This window comes from Hydrogenophilus thiooxidans (assembly GCF_019049855.1).
GTDB lineage: Bacteria > Pseudomonadota > Gammaproteobacteria > Burkholderiales > Rhodocyclaceae > Hydrogenophilus > Hydrogenophilus thiooxidans.
This window is the reverse complement of record NZ_JAHLSY010000021.1, coordinates 1-22067: the sequence shown is the minus strand read 5'-3', so window position 1 is coordinate 22067 and position 22067 is coordinate 1. Positions and strand designations below refer to the sequence as shown.

Here is a 22067-nt window from a genome sequence, read left to right as displayed (position 1 = left end):
GGGCGCTTTTCGACAAGTTCGTTAGGGCTCGGCTGCCAGAATGCGCAGCCGCACTGCGTTGTTGAGCTTCGCTTCGAGGGGCTCCCAAGCCTCAGTGAGCTCCTCGTCGGTGAGTTTTTTCTTGTCCCGATAGCCCGTTGCGGTGGGAAGCTCCTGCGCCTCCTGCGCCTCGAGAAACGCCCGCGCTTGCCGGATGCGTGCCGCTTTGTCCTCGGTGGGCAGAAGCGTTTCGCCGTCGGAGCACGCCTCGAGCAGCACCGCCTCGAGGGGGGTGAGGGTAATTCCCGCTTGACGGGTCACCGGGCTCACCAACGTTACGCCGTGGAGCCGCGTCGCCCCATCGCGCAGCAGCGTGCGGTTCACCGCCAGCGTCCAGCGCCAGCGCGATGCTGAGGAGAGCGGTTGGGCAGCCCCAGGCGGTTCGGTCAGCAGCGCAAACTGTCCGCTACAGACCAGACGGTTGAACGCCGTGCGCCAGCTTGGCGCGGGCGGGGTTTCGGTAAGTGCGGGGAGCCAAGCGGACTCGGCGGCGGCTGCAGCGATCAATGGGTCGTAGATGGGGCCGGTGAGGGCAACGCGGCACCCTGGGAAGGGTTCGAGCGCCCGAACGAGCTTTTCGGGCGCGGTTCGCGCAAGCAACCCAAAACCGTTTGCGAGCAACGCCGCTGCCTCTTCGGGGTTCGGCGCGACGTCGGCGCGGGTCCAGAGGTCGCGGCGGTCGTGCTCACAGCGGATGAAGTCCTTGAGCAGTTCGCGCTGCGCGACGTCGCTTTCGGGGCGTTCCCGCACCAGCGGCAAAAAGGTGGGCGGCACGCTGAGCTCCCAGTCGTTGTGGGCAGGATCGGTGTTGCCTACAAAGCGCAGACCCGCGCGCGCCATGCGGTGGTGCATTTCGGTAAAGCGGCGCGGCGTGAAATATTCGGCCATCGCGTTGTGGGCAAACTGGTCGATCTGATACGGCTCCTTCTTGTAGCGGCTGAGGTAGTGCTGGGCGGCGCGCAGCGCGGTTGGGTGCTCGGCGAAAAAGCGCGGGCCGCGCTTTGCCAAGCGCTCGAGAAGCGTCAACGCCGCCTCGGCGCGCGCCCGGTGGTCCCCCTCATACGCGTCCAGGGGACAGAGCTCCTTCAAAAAGCGCCACAGCTCAGCAATGGCCAGTTTACCGGGGCTGGAGAGGTATTCGACGTAGAACAGACCGTTTGGCGCCAGCCGCTCGGCGACGAAGCGGTCGATTGCCTCGGTCAGGGGCGGCGCCAACCAGCCGTAGATCCCGTTGCAGGTGATGAAGTCGAAACGCGGCGGCAGGGTAGTGAGGGTGGGCAGTTCGGCAAAATCGTGCTGCAGGAAGCAAACGTTGGTGAGCGCCAGCGCCGCCGCGCGCTCCTTTGCCGTGGCGATGTGGTGGGGGTTGAAATCGACGCCGTAAAAGGTGGCGTAGGGGTAGAGGGTGGCCAGCGCCAGCAGCGTGGCCCCTTCGCCGCAGCCAAGGTCGATCAAGGTGAAGGGGCGCGCGTCGTCGGGGGGGATAAACCCCTGTTGAAGCGCCACGTAGCGCATCGCAGCGGGGCTTTGCGGCGGATTGAACGCGGAACGGAACGGAATGTCTTGAACGTAGTCGGTGTGACTCATCTTGGCTCCTTGTTGCCGGATCAAAAGGTGACAGCAGCCCACGCGTTGGGGGCCAGCGCGGTTGGCGCGCTCTCACCCGCTTCGGCGAGCGTGCGAAAACCGAGCGCCAAACGTTCGGCTACCGGTTGCAACTGCCGCTCGTAGCGCCGCCATTTCTCCTGCGCGCTGCGGTAGATCCCCTGCCGAACCTGACGGATGCTGGCGGTGCGCACCTGCGTGCGGTTCTCGTAGTAGGCCAGAACCTGAGGCTCCCACGGCAGACGGCAAAAGTCCAGGAGTTCGCGCACGGTCTCTTCCGGGGCATTGACCAGCCGCTCGTACTCCAAGCGGAAAATGCGCCCCGGAAAACAGGCGTGCCAGTGGGCCATCAGCCGGTCGTAGTCGAGGAGCATCTCCGCAATCCACGTCAGGTCATAGGCAAAGCCCATCAGCCCATGTTTTGCCGCGTAGTTCTGCTCGTAGTTGGAAAGAGCGTTGTCCATCGGGTTGCGCACCAGTTGGACGATCGGCGCGTTCGGAAAAAGCAGCGCAATCAAACCCACGTAATCGAAATTGTGCGGCAGCTTGTCAACGAGCCGCTTGCTCTCGGACTGACCGGCGTTGGCCCGCGTCAGGTAGTAGTGGGCAGCCGCAAGAAGCCCGCGCGCGCGCCGCGCGGCAAGCTCTGGGGCGACCTCCTGGGGGGCAACGAGCGCGCGCAGCACCGCCGGGTAGGGGCGCTCGTCGCCCCACACCTGCGGCATCAGGCGGGTGAGGCGGGGGATCCACGGAAGTTCGCCGCGCCCAAGACAGTGGGAATGGGCGGCAAGGATCTGCTCGGTGAGCGTCGTGCCGGAGCGCGGCATCCCGACGACAAAGATCGGCGCTGCGTCTGAAGCAGGCAACTGGCTCAGCGCCGCGATCAGCTCCGGGGTGAACGTCTCCAGCGTCTCCTCGACGAAGCGGCGGTGGGCGCGCCAATCGTAGGCGAGGTGGCGTTTTTCGAGTTCGTTTGCGGCGGTGAGCACCGCAAACGCCTCGTCATAGCGCTGCGCTTTGTCCAGCGCCCGGTAGAGGGTAAAGCCCACCGCGGCGCGCTGCGCCTCCGAAGCGGTGGGGTCGTCAAACCGCGCCTTGAGCTGGTCGAGCTCCTCGGGGGTGGCGCGAAAGTCGTTTGCCTCGATGCGCTGCGGCAGAATCGCCTCGCCCAGACCGAGGGCGGCGAGCCGGTCGAGCCATTCGTTGGCTTCGGCCAGGCGCCCGAGTGAGGTGAGGGTATGGACGAGCTGCAGCGCCGCTTGGACGTGGCCAGGGAGTTCGGCCAGCACCGCTTGAAGGAGCGGCACCGCCATTTCGGGCTTTTCGGCGTCGGTGTAGGCTCTGGCCAAAAGGGTGCGCACCGCGCCATCGAGGTCGTCGGGGTCAGCAGCGCGCATCGCCTCCAAGTCGGCGATCGCCGCGTCGAGAAAGTGGTTGCGGATGCGCGCTTCGTTGAGCAGCAGGCGGATGGCGCGCGCCACGCCTTCGGGAAGCTCGGTGATCGTCTCCAGCCACTCCTTGGCAAGGGTCCCGGCCTGGTGGATCGCTTCCTGCTGCAAAAGGGCGTGGAGAAGGGGAGCGCGAAGTTCGTGCGCGTCGGGGTGGTGCTCGAGCGCGGCCAAGAGGGTTGCCGCGGCGTCGGCGTAGCGTTCCAAAAAGAGATAGGCGTTGGCAAGCCGCTGCTGCGCTGCCACGTTATCCGGCGTAGCCGCTGCTTGCAGTTCGGCCAACGCTTCGTCGGTTTCGCCCAACGCCTTGAGCGCGAGCAGGCGGTTGCGGTGGGCGAGCTCCAGTTCGGGGGCGAGCGCCAGAGCCCGCGCGTAGCGCGCCGCGGCTTCGCGGTAGCGCCCCAGGCGCAGGTCGAGCGCCGCAGCGTTTATGAGAAGCGGCGGGTGGTCTGGCCAAAGCAGGAGCGCTTGGTCGAACGCTTGCGCCGCTTCGTCGGGGTCGTTGGCCAGCAGCGCGAGCGTTGCGCGGCGCGCCTGGGCGATCGCCAGGTGCGGCGCGCGGGCGCACGCTGTGCGCAGCGCGGCGCGCGCGGCGTCGCTTTGCCCAAGCGCCGCCAGACAAAGCGCTGCGTCGGCAACCGTTTCGGGGTCGCACGCCGCGAGCGTATCCGGATCCTTTCCGGCTAGGAACGGGTGGGCGAGCGCCAGCGCGTGTAGCGCCTCGAGATTGCCCACCACCGCAAGCGCGGCGCCGTAAGCGGCTGCAAGCTGCGCGTCGTCGGTAAAGGGAAGCTCGGGATGGTCGGCGAGGTAACGCGCCAGCGCCTCTGCCTGGTTGGCGCGCGTTGCCGCGCGCAGTTCGGTAAGGAGCGTCATCTTCATCCCCAAAAAAAAAGGCGGGTTCCCCCGCCTTTTTCCGGCACCACCGCAATCAGAAGAGGAGGATGCTGTTTGCCGCGGTGGGCGAACCGGTGATCACCGCAAGCGTGCGGCTAGAGACGATAAAGGCGCCGGTCGTCGCCATGGTCATCGTGTCCCCGAGGGTAAAGAGCACCAACTTGCGCGACATTGCGGCGGTACCGACCAACGCAAACGCGATGCGACCCGCCGCATTTGCAGTATTATTCGCAGCAGCCACCACCGCTGTGCGCGCGGCAGCGAGGTTGTTCGCAACGAAGAGCGCGGACATGGGGAGGGCCATAGTCGCATTAGCGGTGGTACGGGTGTTGATGTTGACCGCCCACGCATTACCCATAGCGGTTCCTCTTTGAACAAAGGCTTGAACAACACCCAGCGTCGTCATTGCAGGAACCCTGTTCGCGCCAGCAGGGGCAAGATCGATCCGCAACTGATCCGACGACCACGCGAAGTCGGTGATGGTGTCGGCGGTATCGAAGTCGTTGAGAACGATCCAGTCAGCGCCCGCGCCGGTGGTGATCGTGTCTGCGCCCGCTTGGCCCACGATGATGTCGTTGCCCGCGCCGCCGTCGATGGTATCGTTGCCGCCGCCAGCTTGGATCAGGTCATTACCGGCGCCGGTAGAGATGGTGTCCGAACCGTTTGAACTGTTGATGAAGTCGTTGCCACCGCCGGTGGTGATGGTGCGCGCGGCGTTTGCTGGAGCAAGGCTACCGATGTCGGGGACAAAGCCGGTCACGGCGAGGTTGCCGTCGGTGAGCTTCGTGCTGTCGATCGTGGTGACCGAGTTGCGAACGTTCGCAAGGGTGATCGTCGCGCCCCCTACGGAGTTACCGGCAACCGTGACGGTTTTCACCCCTTGAATGTTCGATTGAACTGCCGTGAAGTCAAACACAGCAGCCGTTGCACCGGTTGCGTCGATCGCCAGGGTTTCGACGTTTTGAATGCGCACGCCCGACAAGGGGTTATTGACGTTGGTGATGTTGGTGATGTTGAGGACGTCGTTGTCGGCAGTCGAGGGGTCGACGAAGGTGTCGCCTGCGCCGAGCGTGGTGAGGTCCACATTGATCACGTCGCTATTTACCGTGAGGGTGGGCTTATCGACGCCGACGGTGCCCGTTTGCGGGGGATTGGTGGGATTGAGCGCGGCTTGAAGCGCTGCCATGTCCCGCGTGTTGTTTGCGGCATTGGTGGAGAAAATGTAGCCGTTTTCCACCTGTTTGTTGAATTCCTTCGCGTATTTCCCCCAGGTGGCGTCGTTGGCAAGGTCGGTGGCAAAGGTGTCGAGGATGGCCACGAGTTTTGCGCCCATCACTTTGACATCTTTTGCCGCTTTGAATTCGCCTTCGAGGTAGGCTTTGGCGTTTGCGCCATTGGCGCCGGTGATGCCGAGGTTGGTGACGATGAGATCGGCAGCCGCCGTGGGGTTGGTGACGTTGAGGTATTTGATCAGTTCCGCGGCAACGCCATTCATCCCGATCGATTTGCTCGCCGTGAGGAACTGGCTGAGGTAGTAGTTGCCCGGCGCGGCGTTGAAGAGCGCTTTGGTCAAGCGAACGATTTCCACTTCCGGCGTGGTGGCAAGAGGCAATGCCATGGTCAGTCTCCTTTCCGAAGTTACCGATAGGGTTTCACACGACTCGATGCACGATCGAGCCTGTTGTGATTCTACGCGAAGCGGGGGCTGACGCGCAAGTGATCGGTGTCACATCGTGCGGTTTTTCGGCCGTTGTGTGGTATGGGCGCAACAGGTTGCGGCGCGGTGACTTACCAACGCCAGGTGAGGGCCAGTTCGAGGTCGGCGCGGCGGCGGTCAAAGAGGGGGTGGTTGCCCTGTTGCTGGGTGGCGCGGGCGGTGATCTCAAGGTGGGTGGTGGGGGTGAGCGGCCAGCGCGCGGCAAGCGTGGCGGCGCCATGGGTGATCTGGCGGGGCGCAGCAAGGAGCGGGGCGTAGGGGCGGCTTTCCCAAAGGGCGACGAGCTCGAGCGTGAGGGTGAGGTGCGGGGTGAGCGCCCGCGTGTGGGCAAGCGTCAGCAGGCGGCGGTTTTTGCCCGGGCGCGGGGTGTTCCAGGGGCGGTCAAGCGTAACGGCAACGTGGGTCGTCCCCAACGGGGTGGAGCGCGGGGGGGCGGTGTAGGTGACGAGCAGCGATTCGCGCGCGGGTTCGGGGGTCAGGCGGCGGGTGAGTTCGAGCGCGCCGAGGCGACCCGGAAGGGGCGCCGTGAGGGAGAGGTCGTTTAGGGTGAGCGTTGGGGTGCGGTAGTGGCTCAGGGTTGCGGTGAGGTTGGGAAAGAGGCGGTGGGCAGCGAAGAGGGTCCGTTCCGGGTAGGGGCCAGCGCGCTGCTGGGCGGCCACCTCACTGTTTGCGGTGGTGAGGTGGTAGGCGATGAGTGGGGCGGTTTGCGGTCGAGGGTTTTGGGTGGCGTCGAGCGTCAGGAGGCGGGTGATGCCGTCTTGGCGCCAGGGGATTTGCCGGTGGCTGACGCCCCAGTTGGCGTTGGTGGTGGTGGCAACGCCAAATGTGAGCGCGTGGCGGGGGGGCGGGGCAAGGAGCGCTGCGAGTTGGCTGCGGGCGTTGGGGTTCTCAGGGTCTGCCAGAAGCTGGCTTTCGAGCGCCGGGAGGTCGGTTTGGGCGTGCGCCGTGGCGACGGCAAGAAAGGGGAGCAAAAGGCGCAACGTCATGGGGCGGGGGCGCTACCGGGGTAGCCGTAGAGGGTGAGCGGGGCGGCGCGATCGGGAAGCAGGCAGGGGCCGAGATCGCGCCACGGCGGTGGGGGGGTGAGCTGGGTGGCCGAGGTGATGAGCGCGCGTTGCGCCCAGTCGGCGCAGAGGGTAAGGAGCGCTTGCGCCTCTTCAACGGTGGGGCCCAGGAGGTGCCAGGTGGCGGGGCGGTGCCCCAGGCGGCCGATGAGGAGCGGCCCACGGTGCAATGCCAGCGCGACGGTGAGCTGCGCGGCGTCGAGCGCATCGAGCGCGGCTTGGAGCTGGTCGGCGAGCGTGACCATGCGGGCCGGGAGGGTTGCGGGGTCGGCGGGGGTGAGCAGCAAAAGGGTGCGGCCGTTGGGTTGCGGAAAGAGCAGAGGGTCGTCCGCGGCAAAGGGGGCGGTGAGGGCGTGCGCGACGGCTTCGGCAACGAGCAGGGGTTGGCGCAGGTCGTGCGCGGTGCGCCAGTGGTCAAAGTTGCGGAGTTCGAGCGCCAAAAGCCAGGCGTCGTCGCGGGGCAGCGGTTCAACGCTCTTGAGCGGGGCGGCGCGTAGCGGCGGCGGCAGCAGCGCGGCGAGTTGCGCCGCCAGTTGCCGCCGTTCGCGCACCGTTACGATTGCCGCGGTCAGGCCGAGGAGGGCAAGCGCCGCTGCGCTGGCAAGGAGCGGGGCGGCGGTAAGGGGCGCCACGCTCAGGTGGGCGGCAAGGAGTTCGCCGGCGGCGGCAAGCAGCGGGGCAAGCGGCAGCAAGGGGCGAAGCGGGCGGTAGGCAAACGGGGCGAGCGCGAAAAAGGTAAGGAGGGCAAGATGGTAGGGGTGGGAGGGCGAGGGCGGGGTTTGGTGTAGGAGCGCGTTGAGGATTTCGGCGTGGACCGCTAAGCCAGGGGTGGTGGGACTCCGGGGGGTGGGGATGCGGTCGGCAACGCCCAACGCGGTGCTGCCGATGAGGGCAATCCGACCGTTGAGCCGCGCGGGCGAAACGGCGTCGGCCAGGATGAGGTCGGCAGGGAGGACGGGCCAAGCGGCGGGGGGGCGTTGCCGCACCAGGTAGAGGGTTTCGGGCAGCGGCGCTGCGGGGGCGGCCGCTGCGGCGGCGAGCGCGGGGATGCGGCTTTGCGCGGCGCAGAGGTAGGTGGGGAGGCGGCGCAAGAGCCCGTCGGAGTCGAAGGTGGGGGTGATGTGGCCCAGCGCCACCCCCCGTTCCAGGAGCGGGCGAGGCGGGAAACGGTAGCCCAGGGCTTGGGGGTCTGAGGGGGCGCAGGGAGTGGGTGGGTTGGGCGGCGCCCCTTCGTGCGGGGGGCTCGGGACGTTGGGGTCGAGGATGAGCAGTGTGGCGGCGGTGATATCGGGGCCCAGGGCGTTTAGGAATGGGGGGGGGAGGGGGCGGTCGTCGGTCCAGAGGATGTCCCAGATTTGCTTTTGGACCCCGGCGGCGCGCAGTTTGGTGATGAGTTGTGCTTGCAGTTCGCGCGGCCAGGGCCAGGGGCCCAAGGTGGCGAGGGAGCGTTCGTCGATATCGATCACAACCAGTTGGGGGTGGGGGGGGAGCGGCGGGAGGAGGGCGTCGAGGTGGTCGGCAAGCCGCTGTTGCCCCGGAAGCGGGTGGTGGCCGAGGATGAGCGCCAGGAGCGCCGCCAAGGCAGCGGCAAGGAGCTGACGCGTTGGGGTCAGCGCTGCCATTGGGTGATTCCGTCCAGGCGGCCGCTGGGGGTGTGGTGGGTGAAGCCGTAGGCGGCAGCGGCGCCGTTGGCGGTGAGCGCGCCGGTGATCTGGTCTTGCGCGGTGGCGAAGCGGAATAGGCCGTCGGCACCAAGCGGCAGGGTGGCGCTAAAGTGGTACGGGGCGGGGAGGCTGGGCGCGGTGAGGGTGTGGGCAAGGGTGGCCGCGCGCCGGTCGAAGTCGACGGTCAAGCGCGCTTCGGTAAGGGTTGCCGGCTGCGGCGGGAGGTAGTGGTGGGTGGTGAGACCGGCTGCGGCGGCTGTGAGTGTGAAGGTGGCGGTTCCGCTCAGAGCGGGGTCGAGGAGTTCCGCGCCTTGCCGCCACAGGCCGTAGGCGCCGTGGGTAAAGGCGATGTGCCGCCCGCTTCGGGCTTCTTCGAGCGGTTGGGTGAATGGATCGCCAGGGATTGCGGCGCCCGGTAACGGGAACCGGCTCCAGACCAGCGGGTGGGCGGCAGGGAGCGTTGCGACGGCAGGTCGTTCGACCACCGGGGCAAGGGGGGCGGCTTGGCTCGTGAGGGGAACCGCGGGTTGGGGGGGTTTTGCGACCGCAGCGGGAGCGCTGACCACCAACGGGGCGATGCCGCTCGGGGTGATGCGCCAGAGGTCGCCGGGAACGTCGATGGTCTTGGCGTCGGCGCAGGTGGTCAGGAGCGTGTCCGCGCAGCGGTTGAGGGGGGCGACGACAATGGCGCCGCGGTGCAGTTGGACCAGGGTGGCGTCGGGTTGCGTGGCGTTGACGGAGAAGTCGGTGCCTTGGACGCCGATTGCGGCGATTGGGGTGGCCAGGCGGAAGCGGTGGGGGTCTTCGTGGGCGCCGTGCCCGGTGATGTGGCGAATCGAGCCGGTGCGCAGTTCGAGGTGTTGCGCCCCGTCGGCCCGGTAGCGGCGGATGGCGAGGGTGGTTCCGGGGCGCAGCGCCAACCGGGCGTCGTCCAGGAAGCGGACGATCGCGTAGGCGTCCGGAGCGACGGTGATTTCGTCTCCTTCGTAGAGGGGGGCCCCTTCGGTCAAGGGGCGCGGTTCGGTTTCCTTGGGGCGGTGCGCTTGGGCAGCACCGACCAAGAGGGTCAGGTGGGCTACCGGCAGCGCCGGCGGTTCGGCCCAGGCGCTACGCAGCGCGATGAGCAGCGCGATGAGCAGCGCGATGAGCGCCGCGCGCCAGCTGCGGCCGCAACGGGGAGGGGTGATCGCGGTTTTCTGGGTTATCATCTTGCCATGAGGCTTTGGCGTGGCAGGTGTTCCGTTTCATATATATAGTATGGTGCTTTTGCGAGCAGGGATCAAGAGGAGGATGTGATCGCGGTTACAGCGTGGGTGCAGTGGGAGGCCAAGCGGTGTCGGTTGCGCGGGTGACAGCGCGCGCCGTCCCGATGCTGGCGGCGCTTTCCGAGGAGGCGCTGACGCGGTTACTGGCGGTGGCGCAGTTGCGCTCGCTCAAGCGGCGCGAGTTGGCCTGGCCGGCGCATGAGCAGCGGCGCTGGGTGGGGTGGGTGGTGTGCGGGTCGGTGGTGGGGGTCTCCCATACGCTGGATGGCCGCGAGGTGGCGCTTTTCCGGTGCGGGGCGGGTGATGTGTTTGGTGAGTCGGAGCTGTTGGCTGGGGCGCAGGACGGGGTGACGTTGCTGTGGGTGGCAGGGGAGGCGACGACTGTGATCTTGGCGCCTGCTGAGGCGTGGCGTTTTGCTTTGGCAGCCGATGCGCCGGCAGCGCTTGCCGCCGCTGAGCGCATCGCGCGGCAGCAGGTGCGGCTTTTGTGGTTGCGCCAGGTGTTGGCTGAGCCGAGCACGCCGCTGCGGGTGGCGGCGATTCTGCGCTGGCTTGCCGAGGAGGGGGAGGTTGCAGCGGTTGCGGGGTTCGACAACGGGCGCTGGTTGCCGCCTGGGGTGACGCAGCAGGAGGTGGCCGCGTACGCCAATACTACGCGCGAGACGGTGACGCGGGTCATGCAGCGGTTGCAGGCAGAGGGGATTGCCGTGCGCTCGAGCGCGGGGTGGGCGGTGGACGTGGCGCGGCTGCGCCGCTGGCAACCGGGTTAGTTCATTCGGTATCATTCGTCTAGGCGTGCAGAGGGAGTGGTGCTATGGCAACGAGCAATCCAAGTTACGAGGAAGTGGTGGCCCATTCGCTGACCCAGGCCGTTTTTGGCCGTGCCGCTTCGGCATCGGAGGTGGCCTTGGTGAAGCAGGCGCTGGCGGGCGCAGGGCCGACGCTGGCGCAACTGGTTTATCAAGCGTGGCTCACGCCTGAGTTCCAGCAGACGGTTTTGCCGCTAGCGGTCGCGCACGCGGTGTTGTTTGGCCGAGGGATGAGCGGCGCTGAGCTTGCAGGGTGGCGGGCCATGGCGCAAGAAGCGGGGTTGTCCGCAACCCTTACGGCGATGGTTGGGGCTTCGCCCTTTTCGTCCGTGGTGGGGGTGATGAGCGGTCAGACGGTGGCCGAGGTGATGGCGCGGTTGCGTCTGCCCATCACGAGCAGCGAGGCCGAGGCCGTTGCCGCTCAGTTGCGCGCCCATCCCGAGGCGGTGGGCGCGGCCCTTGCCGATGCGGTTGCGGCAAGTTCTCTGCTGGTCAAGAGCGCAGCGGCGCTTACTTTGTTGGCGAGCGGTCTTGCCGGGAGCGGTCAAGGGGCAATCTGGCCCGATGCGGCAGGGGTGCTGCCGTCGATCGAGGGGGTTTTGGCGCGCTTTTTGCCCGCCGTGCCCGAAGGGGGAACCGGTTTGGGACGGACGGTGGTGGGTACGACCCGCAACGATCTGCTGAGTGGCGGCGCCGGGAATGATCTGCTGCAGGGGGATTTGGGCGATGATACGCTGCAGGGGGGCGATGGCAATGACCGCTTGTCAGGGGATGCGGGTTCGGATCGGCTGGAGGGCGGCAGCGGCAATGATACGCTCATCGGAGCGAGCGGCGCCGATACGCTCGTCGGCGGAAGCGGCAGTGACCGGTTCGTGCTGGATGATGTCGCGAGCCGCGACGTGGTTCTCGATTTTGCACCCGGAGCGGGGGGGGATGTGCTCGATCTCACCGCGATCGCGGGCAAGGTTTCCTGGGTGGCATCGGTGGGGCGCCGCGCAAGTGGAGCGGTCAGTGGCTGGCAAAGCGACAAAGGGGCTGCGGTGCTGCGTTTTGACGGGGTTGCGGCGGACGCCGACGCGGTTGCGGCGCTCTTTTCGCCGCTTCCTCAGGGGGTGTTTTCTCCCCCTACTGGGCCGGCTTCGGCGGTGGTGATCGCAGACGATGGGAGAAGCGGCGCAGGGGTGTGGTGGGTGACCTGGGACGCCGCCGGGAGCAGCCAGGCGCAGTTGCTCGCAACGCTTGTGGGGGTTGCCGCCTCTTCACTCGTTGCGGCAAACGTTGCCTGAGGCGCGTTAGGCAGCGGTCCATTGAATGGGCTGCGAGTCGCCGCTTACGTCGGTTAGGCCCGTCAGGGTAATGGTGTAGGGGAAAGGGGTGTCGGTGCGGTTGACGTCGCGGGTGGCAGGGTTGTTGTCGTGATCGACCGCAACCGTTCGGGTTTTCAGTAGCCCAGCGTCGGAGGAGAGTGCGAGGGTGAGGCGGTAGTCTTCGGCTTTGGCAACCGTGGGTTTGCTGCCAAGCGGAAGCGGGACTGGGTCGTTGGTGAAGGCACCGCCGTCGTCGCCAGGAACGGCTCCTTTGCGGTAGCGGGCTTCCAGCGTGATCTGGATGTCGCTGCCGAGCTCAATTTGGCCGTTTCCGTTGCGATCGGTGGCATTCCAGTTGATGGGTTCGGAGAAGGTGAGGGTGAGGGTTTTTTCTGCGCCGTTGAGAAAGACTTCAACGATGGCGGCCATGCCGGTTTCCGGTTGGCCCAGCGTTGCGTTGAGCTGATTGAGCCCGTTGAGGGCGGTGAATGTGGTGCCGACCTCTTTCAGGGTGGCGGTGAGTGGTTGCGCCTGGAGCGGAGCGGCAGGGTCCAGCCCTTTTTGTTGGTAGAGGGAGCCTGCGGCCGCGATGAAGGCGATCTTTTGGTTGAGGGTAGCTTGGTCGCTTGCGGTGGCGTAAGGGTTTTGCGTGGCGATTTGCCAAGGGGTGACACCGCTAAAGTTTTGCAACCAGTATTGGAGTTCGCTGGCGCTTGGCTGTCGGTTGTAGAGCGTCTGGTAGGCAAGCCGAATCTCGGCTGCCGGGCCCCCCCCTTCGGTAAGGCGCATGAGGTGGTCCGGGTATTGGGAGAGGGCTTCAGCCAGGTAGGTGGGGTCGCCGTTGGCTCGTTTGAGGGCGGCGTAGGCGGCGGCAAATTCGCTGCCGTAACCGGGTAAGGGGGTGTCGGGGTCGTTGTCGGCGTCCCAGGTCTGGGGTGGTCGCCCCAAGTAGGCAAGAAAGAGGGTATGGATGGTGTCGCGGTATTGCGCGTCGGTAGCTGGGAGGCGGAGTTGTTCCAAGGGGGTGAGGCTATTGGGGTCGAGGAGGTGGCGGAAATCGAGGTAGGCTTCCTCTAGGGTGGCTCCTTGGGGGGATAAAAGCTGCACCGCCCAGCGGATGGCGTCGGCAATAGCGGGCTGGTCGACGGTAGCGTCGGGATAGGCGTTTGCGCCGAGCCCAGCGGCAAGGTCGGCTTTGATGCGGTATGCCAAATCGACTTTCTGCGCAAAAACCGCGGCATCCCATGGGTTGGGTTTTTGGATGAGGTGAAGCGGAAGGAGCGGGTCAGCGACCGCAGGGGCGAGGGTCTGCCGTTCTTCCGCAACCGGTAGGCGACCAAAGAGTCTGAGAAACAGGGTACCCAACGGGTCGGGGCCAAGATTGGCGAGGTACTCGCTCTGGTTCGCCAGGTATTGGGCCATGGTTTCGATATTGCCGCCGCGCCCTAGGTAGTTTAGGACGCCCGTTGGGGTGTTGGGGTCTTTGCTGGGAAGGATGAGCGGGTTTTCCGTGGCATTGGGGTTTAGAACCGCCGCGGCGTCGATCGGGCTAGGCGCCCACCACTGCTTGATTTCGTTGTCGGTGGCAGGCCGTCCAAAGTATGCGACGTAGAGTTGTTTGACCAGCGGTTCTAGGTTGGTCTGGTTTTGAAGCAGTTGGGTGTCGAGCGCAAGCTGGAGTTTGTTTACTTGTTGCGCGGAATTGCTTGCCGCTAGTTTGGCCAGCGCGCTACTTTTCGTTTGGGCAATGATATCGGTCAGTGTGGCCATGGCGTTGCTCCTGGTTTCTCGGTTGTTGCTCTGTGTGCTACTGCGCGGTAGGGGTTATGCAAACGGATCGTAGTAGTCCCAGACGCGGATGTAGTCGATGAGCATGGTCGCCGGAAGGGTCTTCTCTTCAGGCAGGCCTAGCCAGTTGGCGTGAATTTCCGCGCCGATGAACAGATTGAGCTGGGTGTGGAAGTCTAAGTTGGCTTCGATGCGCAGGGGGCGGCCGTCCAGGTACCAGAAAATCGCGGTGGGCGTCCACTCGAGCGCGTAGGTGTGCCATTCCAGTGGGTCATAGGCCAGGGAGGTGTGGCTTTGCGGGTCCATGAGGTGGTGGGTGCTCGCTGGTTGATCTCCGTCGCTTTCGATCCGGTGCCAGTTGGTCTGAAGCGCGTGTTCCCATCCCTCTGCAGCAGGGGCAATCTCGAAGAGGTCGATTTCACGCGCCACACCACCTTCTTCACCATAGAGCCAGACCGCTTGCACGGCGTTGGTTTCCGCGATTTTGGCGCGTATTTCGATGCGTCCGTAGTGCATCGGGATATTCGAGACGAGAAGCGGTGTGGCGTAGGTGGCGGCGTTCAGCGGGGTTACCGTAAAGTGGGCGACGCCGTTTTCGATGGCGATCTGGCGCGCGTCCGTGGTGCCCGGGAGCCTTTGGTAACCGGTGATCGCCTGCCAGGTTTCGGGCAGTTGGGGGGCGTCAAATTCGGTTGTAAGGTTTCGGTTGGGAATAAAGGGCATGGTTGGCTCGTTACGCAAGCGGACTGTTTTTCATTCTAGCATGAGCGCGCGCTTCTTGGCGCGGTGATAGGCGTGGTGCAGGTTTAGTTGCCGACGGTAGCGTTCCGCGGGATCGGCTGGAGTCCGGTAGAGCGAGGTGGTTTTGGGGATGTAGAGGAAGGTGTGGTCCGCTCCATAGCGCAACCAGAGGTTCCAGTCTTCAAGCTGGTCGAGCGTTTCGTCCATGCCGCCCCGCTCTCGGTAGAGCGCGTGGGCAAATAGGAGGCTTTGAATCGGTATGTAGTTGTGGTCTTTCAAGACGTCGTAGTTCCAGGGTTGTTCCAGACGGGGTGGGGTAAAGGGAAGGGTTTCGCGATAGCCAAGCGGTGAGGCAGGATCGGGTGTCGTGGGTAGCTCAAAGGCCAGCGCATACGCTGCGACCGCGTGGGGGGTCTGCTGAAGGGCTTCGACCAGGGTTTGGATGTGGTCGGCATAAAGCAGGTCATCGTCGTCCAGAAAGAGACAGTAGTGGCCCGATGCGGCACGAAGGGCGGCGTTTGCGGCAGCCGATCGGCCCCGTTTGGGGTTGGCGATGTGGCGAAGGGTTTTGCCTGGGGGAAGCGCTTGCGCGAGCGCGGCGACGAGCGGCTGTTGCGTTTCTCCTCCGTCTTCGCTGACGAGGATTTCCAGTTTGGGGTAGGTTTGGTGCAGGGCGGTGAGGAGCGCAGCACGCAGGTAGTGTTCCCGTCCTTGGTAGGTGCGGATGATGAGGGTAACCAGCGGAAGGGTCTCTTCGTTTGCCGGGTGGGTGGGCCAGAAGGCGCCCTGGCGCCGCACTTCGTAATCCCAGCCATCAATGGGGTAGGTGCGGGGGTGGGGGCCTTTACCCGGCGATGGGCGAGCGGGGAAAACGAATGGCTTGAGGTGTTGCGCCAAAATTTGCCGCTCGGCGCGGTTGGTGAGGGCAGTGAGCAGGTAGGCTACGAACCGTAAGCTGCCCGCTACCTTTTGGAAGGGGGTGCCGTACCGCCAACGGATCAGGGTATTGCCCAAGGCATTGCCGAGCCGCTGCCGCGGTTTGCTTTGTTGCGGGGTTTCGTAGCTGTGGTGCACAACACCTGCTTCCGGCAGGTATTTGAGGTGATAGCCGTGGCTAAGCAGGCGGTAGGAGAGTTCGACGTCTTCGGCGTAAAGGAAGAGACGGGGTTCGTAGCCACCTGCGGTTTGATAGGCGCTGCGGCGTAAGAGGATTGCGGCGTGGCTGGACCAGTGGGTTTCGAGGGTGACGGGGTCGTAGTGTTTGGGGTGTTCGTAGGGGTATTGGCGCAGTTCCCAACTGCCAACACGCTCTTGAGAGTCTGACAGGGCGTAACGGACTGCGGTGGTGATCGCGTCGGGAAGGAGTTCAAGGTCGGGGTTGAGGACGAGGATAAAGGGGGCTCGACCTGCTGTGATCGCGCGATGGTGCGCTTCGCCAAAACCGATGTTGTTGGCTGGAGTAAAGGTGATCGCGCGGAATGTGTGCCGATGTTGCTCGATCCAGGTTTCGAGCAGTTGCCGGGTTTCGTCCTGTGAGGCGTTGTCGGTGAGGTAGAGGGCGATTTTTTGCGTGGGATAGCGCTGGTGCAGGAGTGAGTGGAAAAAGGCTGGGAGCCATCGGGCACTGTTGTGGGTGACGACAGAGAGATCAAGGTCTGGCCATTCGGGAGGGGCATCGAGTATGGGGATCGACGAGGTGATCGCGGCGGGTTCGTGTCGCTGAACCGCCAGTTCGTTCCATGCGCGGGTGCGTGATTGCTCTTGACGTTCGCGCCAATGGGTCAGGAGGCGATCGGCCCAGGCACGGGTTTTGCCGTAGAGTCGGTAAAGCGGCGGAATGCGGTGGGCGATGGCGCGAAGGTTCTCTTTGAGCGCCGGGTAATCGCCGTTCATCACAGCGCGCAGGATTCTTGCACTGGCGCGCAGCGGTCGGGTGATTTTCCAGGAGCGGCTGTTGCGGATTGCCGTCAGGTGGTTTTCCAGTGTGGCGATTTGTCCCGCCATGCGGTTGATTTGGTGCTGCAGCTCGATTTTTTCGGCAAACAGCGCTTCGGCCGAGTTTTTGAGTTCGGCGACGACTTCGCGGTGCTTTTGTTCGAGTTGGGTACGAAGACGGTGTTCTTCGGTGTAGCAGGTGTGGTAGAGCAGGTTGTTGCCTGCGGTGACAAGAAGGGTGATCAAGGTTTTTTGGGCAGCGCTTTGGGGGTACATCCATTCGGGGGGGGGGCAGTCGGGGTGGTCACAGTAGAGGACGCCCAAGCCGTTGGCGTGGGGAAAGTGGAGGTGGTAGGGGTGGCGTTTGGTCAGTTCGGACCAGAGACGCCAGACGCCAAAGTCACGGTCGCGCACCGCGGTGTCGTGAAAAAGGATATAGCCCCCAGGTTTGACGGCGTCGAACCAGGTGGTGAGGTCGTGGCTAACCGCTTCGTATGTGTGCAGGCCGTCAATGTGCAGGATGTCGATGGTGTGTTTGGGAAAATGGCGGCGGGCGTCGTCAAAGGTGGTGCGCAACAGGGTGGCGAACGAAGCGTAGTGGTGGTGGGTGTAGGCGGCGACATCTTCAAAGACGTCGTCGCTGTAGTGTCCAGCATGGGGATCCCCAAGCCAGGTGTCTATCGCAAAGCACTGTGTGGCCAGATGCGATTCCCGGACGGCTTGACAGAATGCAAAAAAAGAGTTGCCCGTATGGGTGCCCAGTTCGACAAAGGTTTTGGGTTGTGCTTGGTCGATCAAAAAGCGCGCAAAAGGGATGTGCCCAACCCATGCGTAGGGGAAAACGATGCGCGCTGGCCGGAATTCTAGGGAAGCGAGTGCGGCACGCAAGAAAAGCGGTTGCATTTTCTGAGTCACTCCAAAATGGGGTAACGGGCCAGGAGATCTAGCGCAAACCACTTTTGGGGTCGTTTTTCGATTTGATCGGCTAGCGCTTGGTAAGCAGGTTGGTAGTCTTCTGGTTTTTTACCGAAGACGCAAGGAAGGAGGTGAATAGTCCAGTGGTGTTTTGTGGTTTCGACAAAGTAGGGTTGGATGGGTAAGCGAAACCGGGCGGCGAGCGAGGCAGCGCCCCCGGTCCAAAGGCGTGTCTTGCCAAAAAGGTGAACGGGGATCGGTTTGGTTTTAGGAAAAGGGGGAAGGTCGGTGACGAGGATTGGGTGATAGCCTTTTCGGATGAGGTGAAAGACTTCCTTCATCTGGGTTTCGAGGTAGAGGACGCCTCCCACCATGTTGCTTTTGATTTTGGCGTATTTTTTTTCATAAAAATGGGAAATGGCTGAGGGAACCGCCGAGTGTTCGAATATGTTCGATCCCAGCGCAAAGCCCTTTTGGCTATGCTGCTCAAGCAAGCATGAGAATGCAGAGAAGAAGTCGTAATGGGCGGTAATGAAGACGGTTTGCCCTGGGTTCAGGTCACCGACGACGCGAAGCGGAAGGTTTTTTCCCGAAAAGAATCTGACGGTTTGGGTCTCTTCTTCGCACCAGGTAAGGTAGGTGCGATAGAGGGTCAAGTTGTGGTCGGCGCGATAGTCGTTGATTTCGGCAACTGCCAGGCAGCGATTGCGTTTGATTATTTCACCACCAAAATATTTGCGCCAATCGCCTGAGCCGACCGTCATCGCAAGCGCTCGGATCGCGTTCGCGCAGTTGGCAAGCGGTGCTGGTAGTCGGGCGATGAGAGGAATCAACCAGCGGTATTCAAAGTTTGTCCAGAGGGGCATGTTAGACAAGGCGCCAAGTGTGTGGAATGACGACGTATCCGAGACGGTTTTTATCTGCAGAGACGCGAAAAGGGTGGATTCGTGTTGCTTGGTCGTAGATGTGGATCGCCCGTTCGCAGAGGAGAAAGACGCTGAACGAGTATGTCCCAGGCAGGAGCGGCAGTTTGTCGATGGTGAGACGGTAGGTGATCGGGTTTTTTTCGGGATTGCTGAGGGCAGGCGATTCCCACGCTGGGAAGCTTGCGAGGTTTTTGCCATCTGCCGTGTGGAGGAGACAGGCAAGCTTGGGTGTAGGGATAGTGGGGTCAAAGCCTATGGTAACCGTGAGTTCAAGGCGACTTGCTTCAGATTGGGCGTCGATCGCGCTGGGGTCTTGGTCGTCGATGGTCAGTCGGGTGGAGAGTATTCGCGCCAGTGGTTGGGTGGTGGCAATGGGTTCTGATTTTGGCACAGATGCGGCGGGTTCTGATGCAGCGGCTTTTTGGTCGAGCCAATCTTGGTAGTGGGTGGTGACGGCGCTACTGGGGCCGAAACTGACAACTGCGCCGCGGTCGAGCCACAGTGCTTTCTGGCAGAGTTCTCGAACTTGGTAAAGGGCATGCGAGCAGAAAAGAAGCGTCGCTCCCTTTTCTTTGAGTTCTAGGATGCGGTTGAAGCTTTTGCGGGCAAACGCGCCGTCACCAACCGAAAGCGCTTCATCGATGATCAGGATATCGGGGTCGACGGCCGTGGCAACCGCAAAAGCAAGGCGAACAAACATGCCGCTGGAGTAGGTTTTGACGGGGCGGTCGATAGCGTCGCCGATTTCGGCAAAGGCGAAAATTTCAGGAAGGCGGTCATCGATCTCTTCCGGTGAGAGCCCCATCAGCGCGGACGCGAGCCGGGCGTTTTCTCGTCCCGTAAATTCGGGATGAAAACCTGAGCCGAGCTCGAGCAGCGCAGCGATGCGACCATGGTAGTGGATGGTCCCTGTGGTTGGGGTCAGGGTGCCTGCAATGAGTTGCAAGAGGGTCGATTTGCCAGCACCGTTCTGGCCAATGATGCCGAGCGAGTCTCCCGGTTGGAGCGCAAATGAGACCGATTGAAGCACCCAATGTGATTCCGCGCATGGACGGCGTGTGAGTTTCTCTTTCAGCCAATGACGCGGGTGGCGGTATCGACGGTAGGCTTTGCCCAATCCCGTGACACGGATTGCTCCTTTGGGCAGCGTGGTGTCCAATAGACGAGCAGGGTGGGGGTTCGATCGGGGCATGGTTACAAAACGTCGGCAAAACCACTTTGGAGTTTAACAAAAAGCCGTCTTGCAAGATAGCAAAAGAGCGTTGCCGCAGTCAGCGAAATCAGAGTGGGTGAGGGGTCCGGAAGGGGGATCAAAGCAGCAGTCGAGAGGGTGCTTGGGAATAGGAGGGCACGGGCCGATTCGATTGCTGGAGTGAGCGGGTTGAGGTAGATCAACGTATGCCAAGGTTCGGAGAGGGTTGTCGCGGTGTAAAACACGGGGGAGAGAAACATGAGGGCAGTAGAAAGAGGAGGGATGAGGTGAGCGATGTCACGAAGATAGACTCCGATGGACCCGATCAGCCAGTAGAGCGTCAGTGCCCAGAGGGGAAGGGGAAGCCAATAGAGCGTCAGGAGAATCAGGCGGGCAGGATGAGCGGCGGGATCCCACAAAGCCAACAAAGCAGCGACCAGCGTTCCGCCAAAGAGCGGAAGGAGTGTGCTTGCTGCGTGGACGTAGGCAAGAATCGGAAGAGGAAAGAGGATTTTTTTGACGTAATGGGGGTGTTCGAGCACAAGGTAGGGAGCAGAACCGAGGGTCTCGGCAGCGTAATTGAAGACCAGTAACCCTAGGTAGATATTGAGCGCGGCGTGCAACGATTCGGCAGAGGCACTCTCAGCGATTGCGGTTGATGGCCAGCGGACGTGGAGGAAGTGGTTAAAGACGAGCGTAAAGACGGTGACCATGAGAAGCGGCAAGAGGAGCGACCAAGCTACTCCTAAAATGGTGCCACGATAACGGGATGCGACCCGCCGTTTGGTTAGGGTTAAGATCAGTGCGCGGTAGCGCCAATCCGGGAAAAGGTGCGCTAGGTTCATGAGCATCGCTTGCAATCAGAAGGTGTGATTCTATCAGATGGTTTTATTCTGAGGGTGTCGATCGGCTTTGTGGGGTGGTAGCGCGTCTCTAGCCCCTTTCCCCATCAAGGTGAGCAAAAGGTAGGAGAGGTAAGAGCGGAGGGTGAGGTGTTCCAGCATCTGCGCTTCGACTTCCGCCAGTCGTTCCGGGGTTGACATGTCGATGCCAGAGAGTTGCGCCAACCCGGTGAGCCCGGGTCGAGCTTCAAGGACACCGAGGCGGGCGCGGGCTGCAATCAGTTCGATCTGGGTGGGAAGGCAAGGTCGCGGTCCGACGAGGCTCATGTCGCCTTTGATGACGTTGATAAGTTGTGGCAGTTCGTCCAGTTTTGTCCGTCTGAGGAAGCGACCCCAACGCGTCACGGCTGATGGGGGAGCCAGATGGGTGGCAACTTGAGGGGTATCGGGACGCATCGTGCGCAGCTTCCAAAGGGTAAACGTGTGGCCACGACGGCCTATGCGTGTTTGACAAAACAGCGGTGCGCCCGTGTCCCACCAGCCGATGAACAGCAGGAGCAGCAGCAGGGGCGCAGTGGCGACGAGTCCCACCGTGGCGATGAGGAGGTCAAGCGTGCGGATGATGTGGGTTTGAGTCATGGCAATGCGGATTTGAATTGGGCTTAGGATGGATGGGTGGGGTATGACCGAGCATTTCGCTAAGACCAGTGGCGAGATCAATCGTTGCCCGCCATCCGAGTAGGCTTTCGATTTTGTTGGAAGCGTAACAAGCCGATGCGGTCAGACGCTCGACGAAGGTGCTAAGGGAGCGTGGCGCGCACCTAAGGGCAGTGAAGAGAGTGTGTGGAAGGTGCCAGCGGGGTAGGGTGCGGCCAAGGGTGGCGCGGATTGCGTCGGTGAGTTCGCGTGTAGAAGGGGGGTAAGGGTGGGCAATGATAAAGGTGTGGTTTGCAGCTGCAGGGTGTGTGGCCGCCAGTTCAATGGCACGGATTAGGTCGGAGATATGCACGATGGAACGGCGGTTGTCGGTTTCGGGGAGAGGGGGGAAGAGGTGCCAGTCGATTAGGCGCGCCAGCAAAGCGATTGGACCGCGGCAGCCGCGACCGTAAACTGGGCATGGACGAAGGATGACGATCTCCATGCCGCTGCGCTCGCCAATCTCTTGCGCGATCTTTTCGGCGGCCCGTTTACTTTGGCCGTAGGGGGTGGCTGGGGACGCTGGCCACGATTCGTCCGCGCAAGAGTCGCCAGGGTCGGCCATCGCCTTGACGCTCGAGAGAAGCACAAAGCGGCGAACCCCCATACGCGCAGCGGCGGTAAGAAGGTTGCGTGTCCCTTCAACATTGATCCGCCAGAGTGCGGCAGTGTCACGGGTGTTGGCGTCCGCAATGCCGGCGCAGTGAATGATCGTGGTGATGCCTGCGCAGGCACGTTCTAGCAGGTGAAGATCGGAAAGGTCGCCCACCATTTCGTTGGGCATGCCGCTTGCGGTGCGGACCAGCGCACGGTGGTGGGGCTGTCGGAGGCGGCTACCGATGAATCCCGTTGCGCCAGTTATGAGGATCATGGCAGGGCCGTCGATGAATGAGAGAGCGGTTGCGGGAAATGGGGGAGGCGCCTACTGTGCTGGAGTAGGTAGCGCACGAGACTTTTGAGGTGCCAAAAGAGGTAGCGCGGGTGGCGGTGGCTCATGCGGCGCGCGGCGTGGATGACTTGTGCTTGCGGGCAGACCAAAAGCGAGAGCCCCTGATGCCAGGCGCGAATGCAGAGGTCGACGTCTTCATAGTAGAGGTAGTAGCGTTCGTCGAAACCGTTAAGGACACACTGATTTATTCGCAGATCGATGGGCCGAACTCATCCCTGACATGCGACAATTGAAGTACTGACATTTGATAGGCACTTGACGATGCAAG

16 protein-coding genes are annotated in these 22067 nt (G+C 63.2%); 2 read left to right on the top strand and 14 right to left on the bottom strand.

What is annotated here, in order from left to right; all coding sequences use genetic code 11:
- Positions 1 to 21: 21 nt before the first annotated feature.
- The 6 genes from KUL93_RS09320 to KUL93_RS09295 form a co-directional block, all read right to left on the bottom strand.
- Entirely contained in the window at positions 22 to 1626 is a 1605-nt protein-coding gene (locus KUL93_RS09320) for a class I SAM-dependent methyltransferase (RefSeq protein ID WP_217126780.1), read from the bottom strand.
- 20 nt (positions 1627 to 1646) lie between these two features.
- Positions 1647 to 3968, bottom strand: a complete 2322-nt coding sequence (locus KUL93_RS09315; protein WP_217126779.1) for a tetratricopeptide repeat-containing sulfotransferase family protein — start codon at positions 3966 to 3968, stop codon at positions 1647 to 1649.
- 55 nt (positions 3969 to 4023) lie between these two features.
- Positions 4024 to 5607 (bottom strand): calcium-binding protein, encoded by a 1584-nt coding sequence (locus KUL93_RS09310; RefSeq protein WP_217126778.1) that lies wholly within the window; start codon positions 5605 to 5607, stop codon positions 4024 to 4026.
- 170 nt (positions 5608 to 5777) lie between these two features.
- Entirely contained in the window at positions 5778 to 6692 is a 915-nt protein-coding gene (locus KUL93_RS09305) for a hypothetical protein (protein ID WP_217126777.1), read from the bottom strand.
- Positions 6689 to 8392, bottom strand: coding sequence for a CHASE2 domain-containing protein (locus KUL93_RS09300; protein WP_217126776.1), 1704 nt, complete (start codon positions 8390 to 8392; stop codon positions 6689 to 6691). Before KUL93_RS09300 ends, KUL93_RS09305 begins: the two co-directional genes overlap by 4 nt.
- The gene (locus KUL93_RS09295; protein WP_217126775.1) at positions 8380 to 9642 is read right to left on the bottom strand and encodes a FecR family protein; all 1263 of its coding nucleotides are present in this window, start codon (positions 9640 to 9642) and stop codon (positions 8380 to 8382) included. Before KUL93_RS09295 ends, KUL93_RS09300 begins: the two co-directional genes overlap by 13 nt.
- A 125-nt stretch (positions 9643 to 9767) precedes the next feature.
- On the opposite strand from KUL93_RS09295, the gene KUL93_RS09290 reads away from it, so the two are divergent.
- Positions 9768 to 10469 carry a Crp/Fnr family transcriptional regulator gene (locus KUL93_RS09290; protein ID WP_217126774.1) on the top strand — a complete coding sequence of 234 codons (702 nt, stop codon included), beginning with the start codon at positions 9768 to 9770 and terminating at the stop codon, positions 10467 to 10469.
- A 44-nt stretch (positions 10470 to 10513) separates the two neighbouring features.
- The gene (locus KUL93_RS09285) at positions 10514 to 11794 is read left to right on the top strand and encodes a calcium-binding protein (protein WP_217126773.1); all 1281 of its coding nucleotides are present in this window, start codon (positions 10514 to 10516) and stop codon (positions 11792 to 11794) included.
- A gap of 6 nt (positions 11795 to 11800) precedes the next feature.
- Here KUL93_RS09285 and KUL93_RS09280 read toward each other — a convergent pair whose 3' ends face one another.
- Genes KUL93_RS09280 through KUL93_RS09245 form a run of 8 tightly spaced genes read right to left on the bottom strand, consistent with a single transcriptional unit; the run spans position 11801 to position 21721 of the window.
- Positions 11801 to 13585 carry a hypothetical protein gene (locus KUL93_RS09280; RefSeq protein WP_217126772.1) on the bottom strand — a complete coding sequence of 595 codons (1785 nt, stop codon included), beginning with the start codon at positions 13583 to 13585 and terminating at the stop codon, positions 11801 to 11803.
- A 54-nt stretch (positions 13586 to 13639) separates the two neighbouring features.
- Positions 13640 to 14326 carry a glycoside hydrolase family 16 protein gene (locus tag KUL93_RS09275; protein ID WP_217126771.1) on the bottom strand — a complete coding sequence of 229 codons (687 nt, stop codon included), beginning with the start codon at positions 14324 to 14326 and terminating at the stop codon, positions 13640 to 13642.
- Between the two features lie 30 nt (positions 14327 to 14356).
- Positions 14357 to 17182, bottom strand: a complete 2826-nt coding sequence (locus tag KUL93_RS09270) for a glycosyltransferase (protein WP_217126770.1) — start codon at positions 17180 to 17182, stop codon at positions 14357 to 14359.
- Between the two features lie 8 nt (positions 17183 to 17190).
- Positions 17191 to 18060: an LpxL/LpxP family acyltransferase gene (locus KUL93_RS09265; protein ID WP_217126769.1), complete on the bottom strand. Its 870-nt coding sequence runs from the start codon at positions 18058 to 18060 to the stop codon at positions 17191 to 17193.
- A gap of 1 nt (position 18061) precedes the next feature.
- Positions 18062 to 19312: an ABC transporter ATP-binding protein gene (locus KUL93_RS09260; protein ID WP_217126768.1), complete on the bottom strand. Its 1251-nt coding sequence runs from the start codon at positions 19310 to 19312 to the stop codon at positions 18062 to 18064.
- A 2-nt stretch (positions 19313 to 19314) separates the two neighbouring features.
- Positions 19315 to 20157 (bottom strand): ABC transporter permease, encoded by an 843-nt coding sequence (locus KUL93_RS09255; RefSeq protein ID WP_217126767.1) that lies wholly within the window; start codon positions 20155 to 20157, stop codon positions 19315 to 19317.
- A gap of 33 nt (positions 20158 to 20190) precedes the next feature.
- Entirely contained in the window at positions 20191 to 20778 is a 588-nt protein-coding gene (locus KUL93_RS09250) for a sugar transferase (protein ID WP_346731684.1), read from the bottom strand.
- On the bottom strand, positions 20762 to 21721 hold the full coding sequence (locus tag KUL93_RS09245) for an NAD-dependent epimerase/dehydratase family protein (protein WP_217126765.1): 960 nt from the start codon (positions 21719 to 21721) through the stop codon (positions 20762 to 20764). The genes KUL93_RS09250 and KUL93_RS09245 overlap by 17 nt, the downstream gene beginning before the upstream one ends.
- Between the last annotated feature and the right edge of the window lie 346 nt (positions 21722 to 22067).

What these genes read in the sequence shown, in the direction of transcription:
- KUL93_RS09320 (WP_217126780.1), bottom strand. Translation starts at nt 1,626, where the DNA reads ATGAGTCACACCGACTACGTTCAAGACATTCCGTTCCGTTCCGCGTTC.
- KUL93_RS09315 (WP_217126779.1), bottom strand. Translation starts at nt 3,968, where the DNA reads ATGACGCTCCTTACCGAACTGCGCGCGGCAACGCGCGCCAACCAGGCA.
- KUL93_RS09310 (WP_217126778.1), bottom strand. Translation starts at nt 5,607, where the DNA reads ATGGCATTGCCTCTTGCCACCACGCCGGAAGTGGAAATCGTTCGCTTG.
- KUL93_RS09305 (WP_217126777.1), bottom strand. Translation starts at nt 6,692, where the DNA reads ATGACGTTGCGCCTTTTGCTCCCCTTTCTTGCCGTCGCCACGGCGCAC.
- KUL93_RS09300 (WP_217126776.1), bottom strand. Translation starts at nt 8,392, where the DNA reads ATGGCAGCGCTGACCCCAACGCGTCAGCTCCTTGCCGCTGCCTTGGCG.
- KUL93_RS09295 (WP_217126775.1), bottom strand. Translation starts at nt 9,642, where the DNA reads ATGATAACCCAGAAAACCGCGATCACCCCTCCCCGTTGCGGCCGCAGC.
- KUL93_RS09285 (WP_217126773.1), top strand. Translation starts at nt 10,514, where the DNA reads ATGGCAACGAGCAATCCAAGTTACGAGGAAGTGGTGGCCCATTCGCTG.
- KUL93_RS09280 (WP_217126772.1), bottom strand. Translation starts at nt 13,585, where the DNA reads ATGGCCACACTGACCGATATCATTGCCCAAACGAAAAGTAGCGCGCTG.
- KUL93_RS09275 (WP_217126771.1), bottom strand. Translation starts at nt 14,326, where the DNA reads ATGCCCTTTATTCCCAACCGAAACCTTACAACCGAATTTGACGCCCCC.
- KUL93_RS09270 (WP_217126770.1), bottom strand. Translation starts at nt 17,182, where the DNA reads ATGCAACCGCTTTTCTTGCGTGCCGCACTCGCTTCCCTAGAATTCCGG.
- KUL93_RS09265 (WP_217126769.1), bottom strand. Translation starts at nt 18,060, where the DNA reads ATGCCCCTCTGGACAAACTTTGAATACCGCTGGTTGATTCCTCTCATC.
- KUL93_RS09260 (WP_217126768.1), bottom strand. Translation starts at nt 19,312, where the DNA reads ATGCCCCGATCGAACCCCCACCCTGCTCGTCTATTGGACACCACGCTG.
- KUL93_RS09255 (WP_217126767.1), bottom strand. Translation starts at nt 20,157, where the DNA reads ATGAACCTAGCGCACCTTTTCCCGGATTGGCGCTACCGCGCACTGATC.
- KUL93_RS09245 (WP_217126765.1), bottom strand. Translation starts at nt 21,721, where the DNA reads ATGATCCTCATAACTGGCGCAACGGGATTCATCGGTAGCCGCCTCCGA.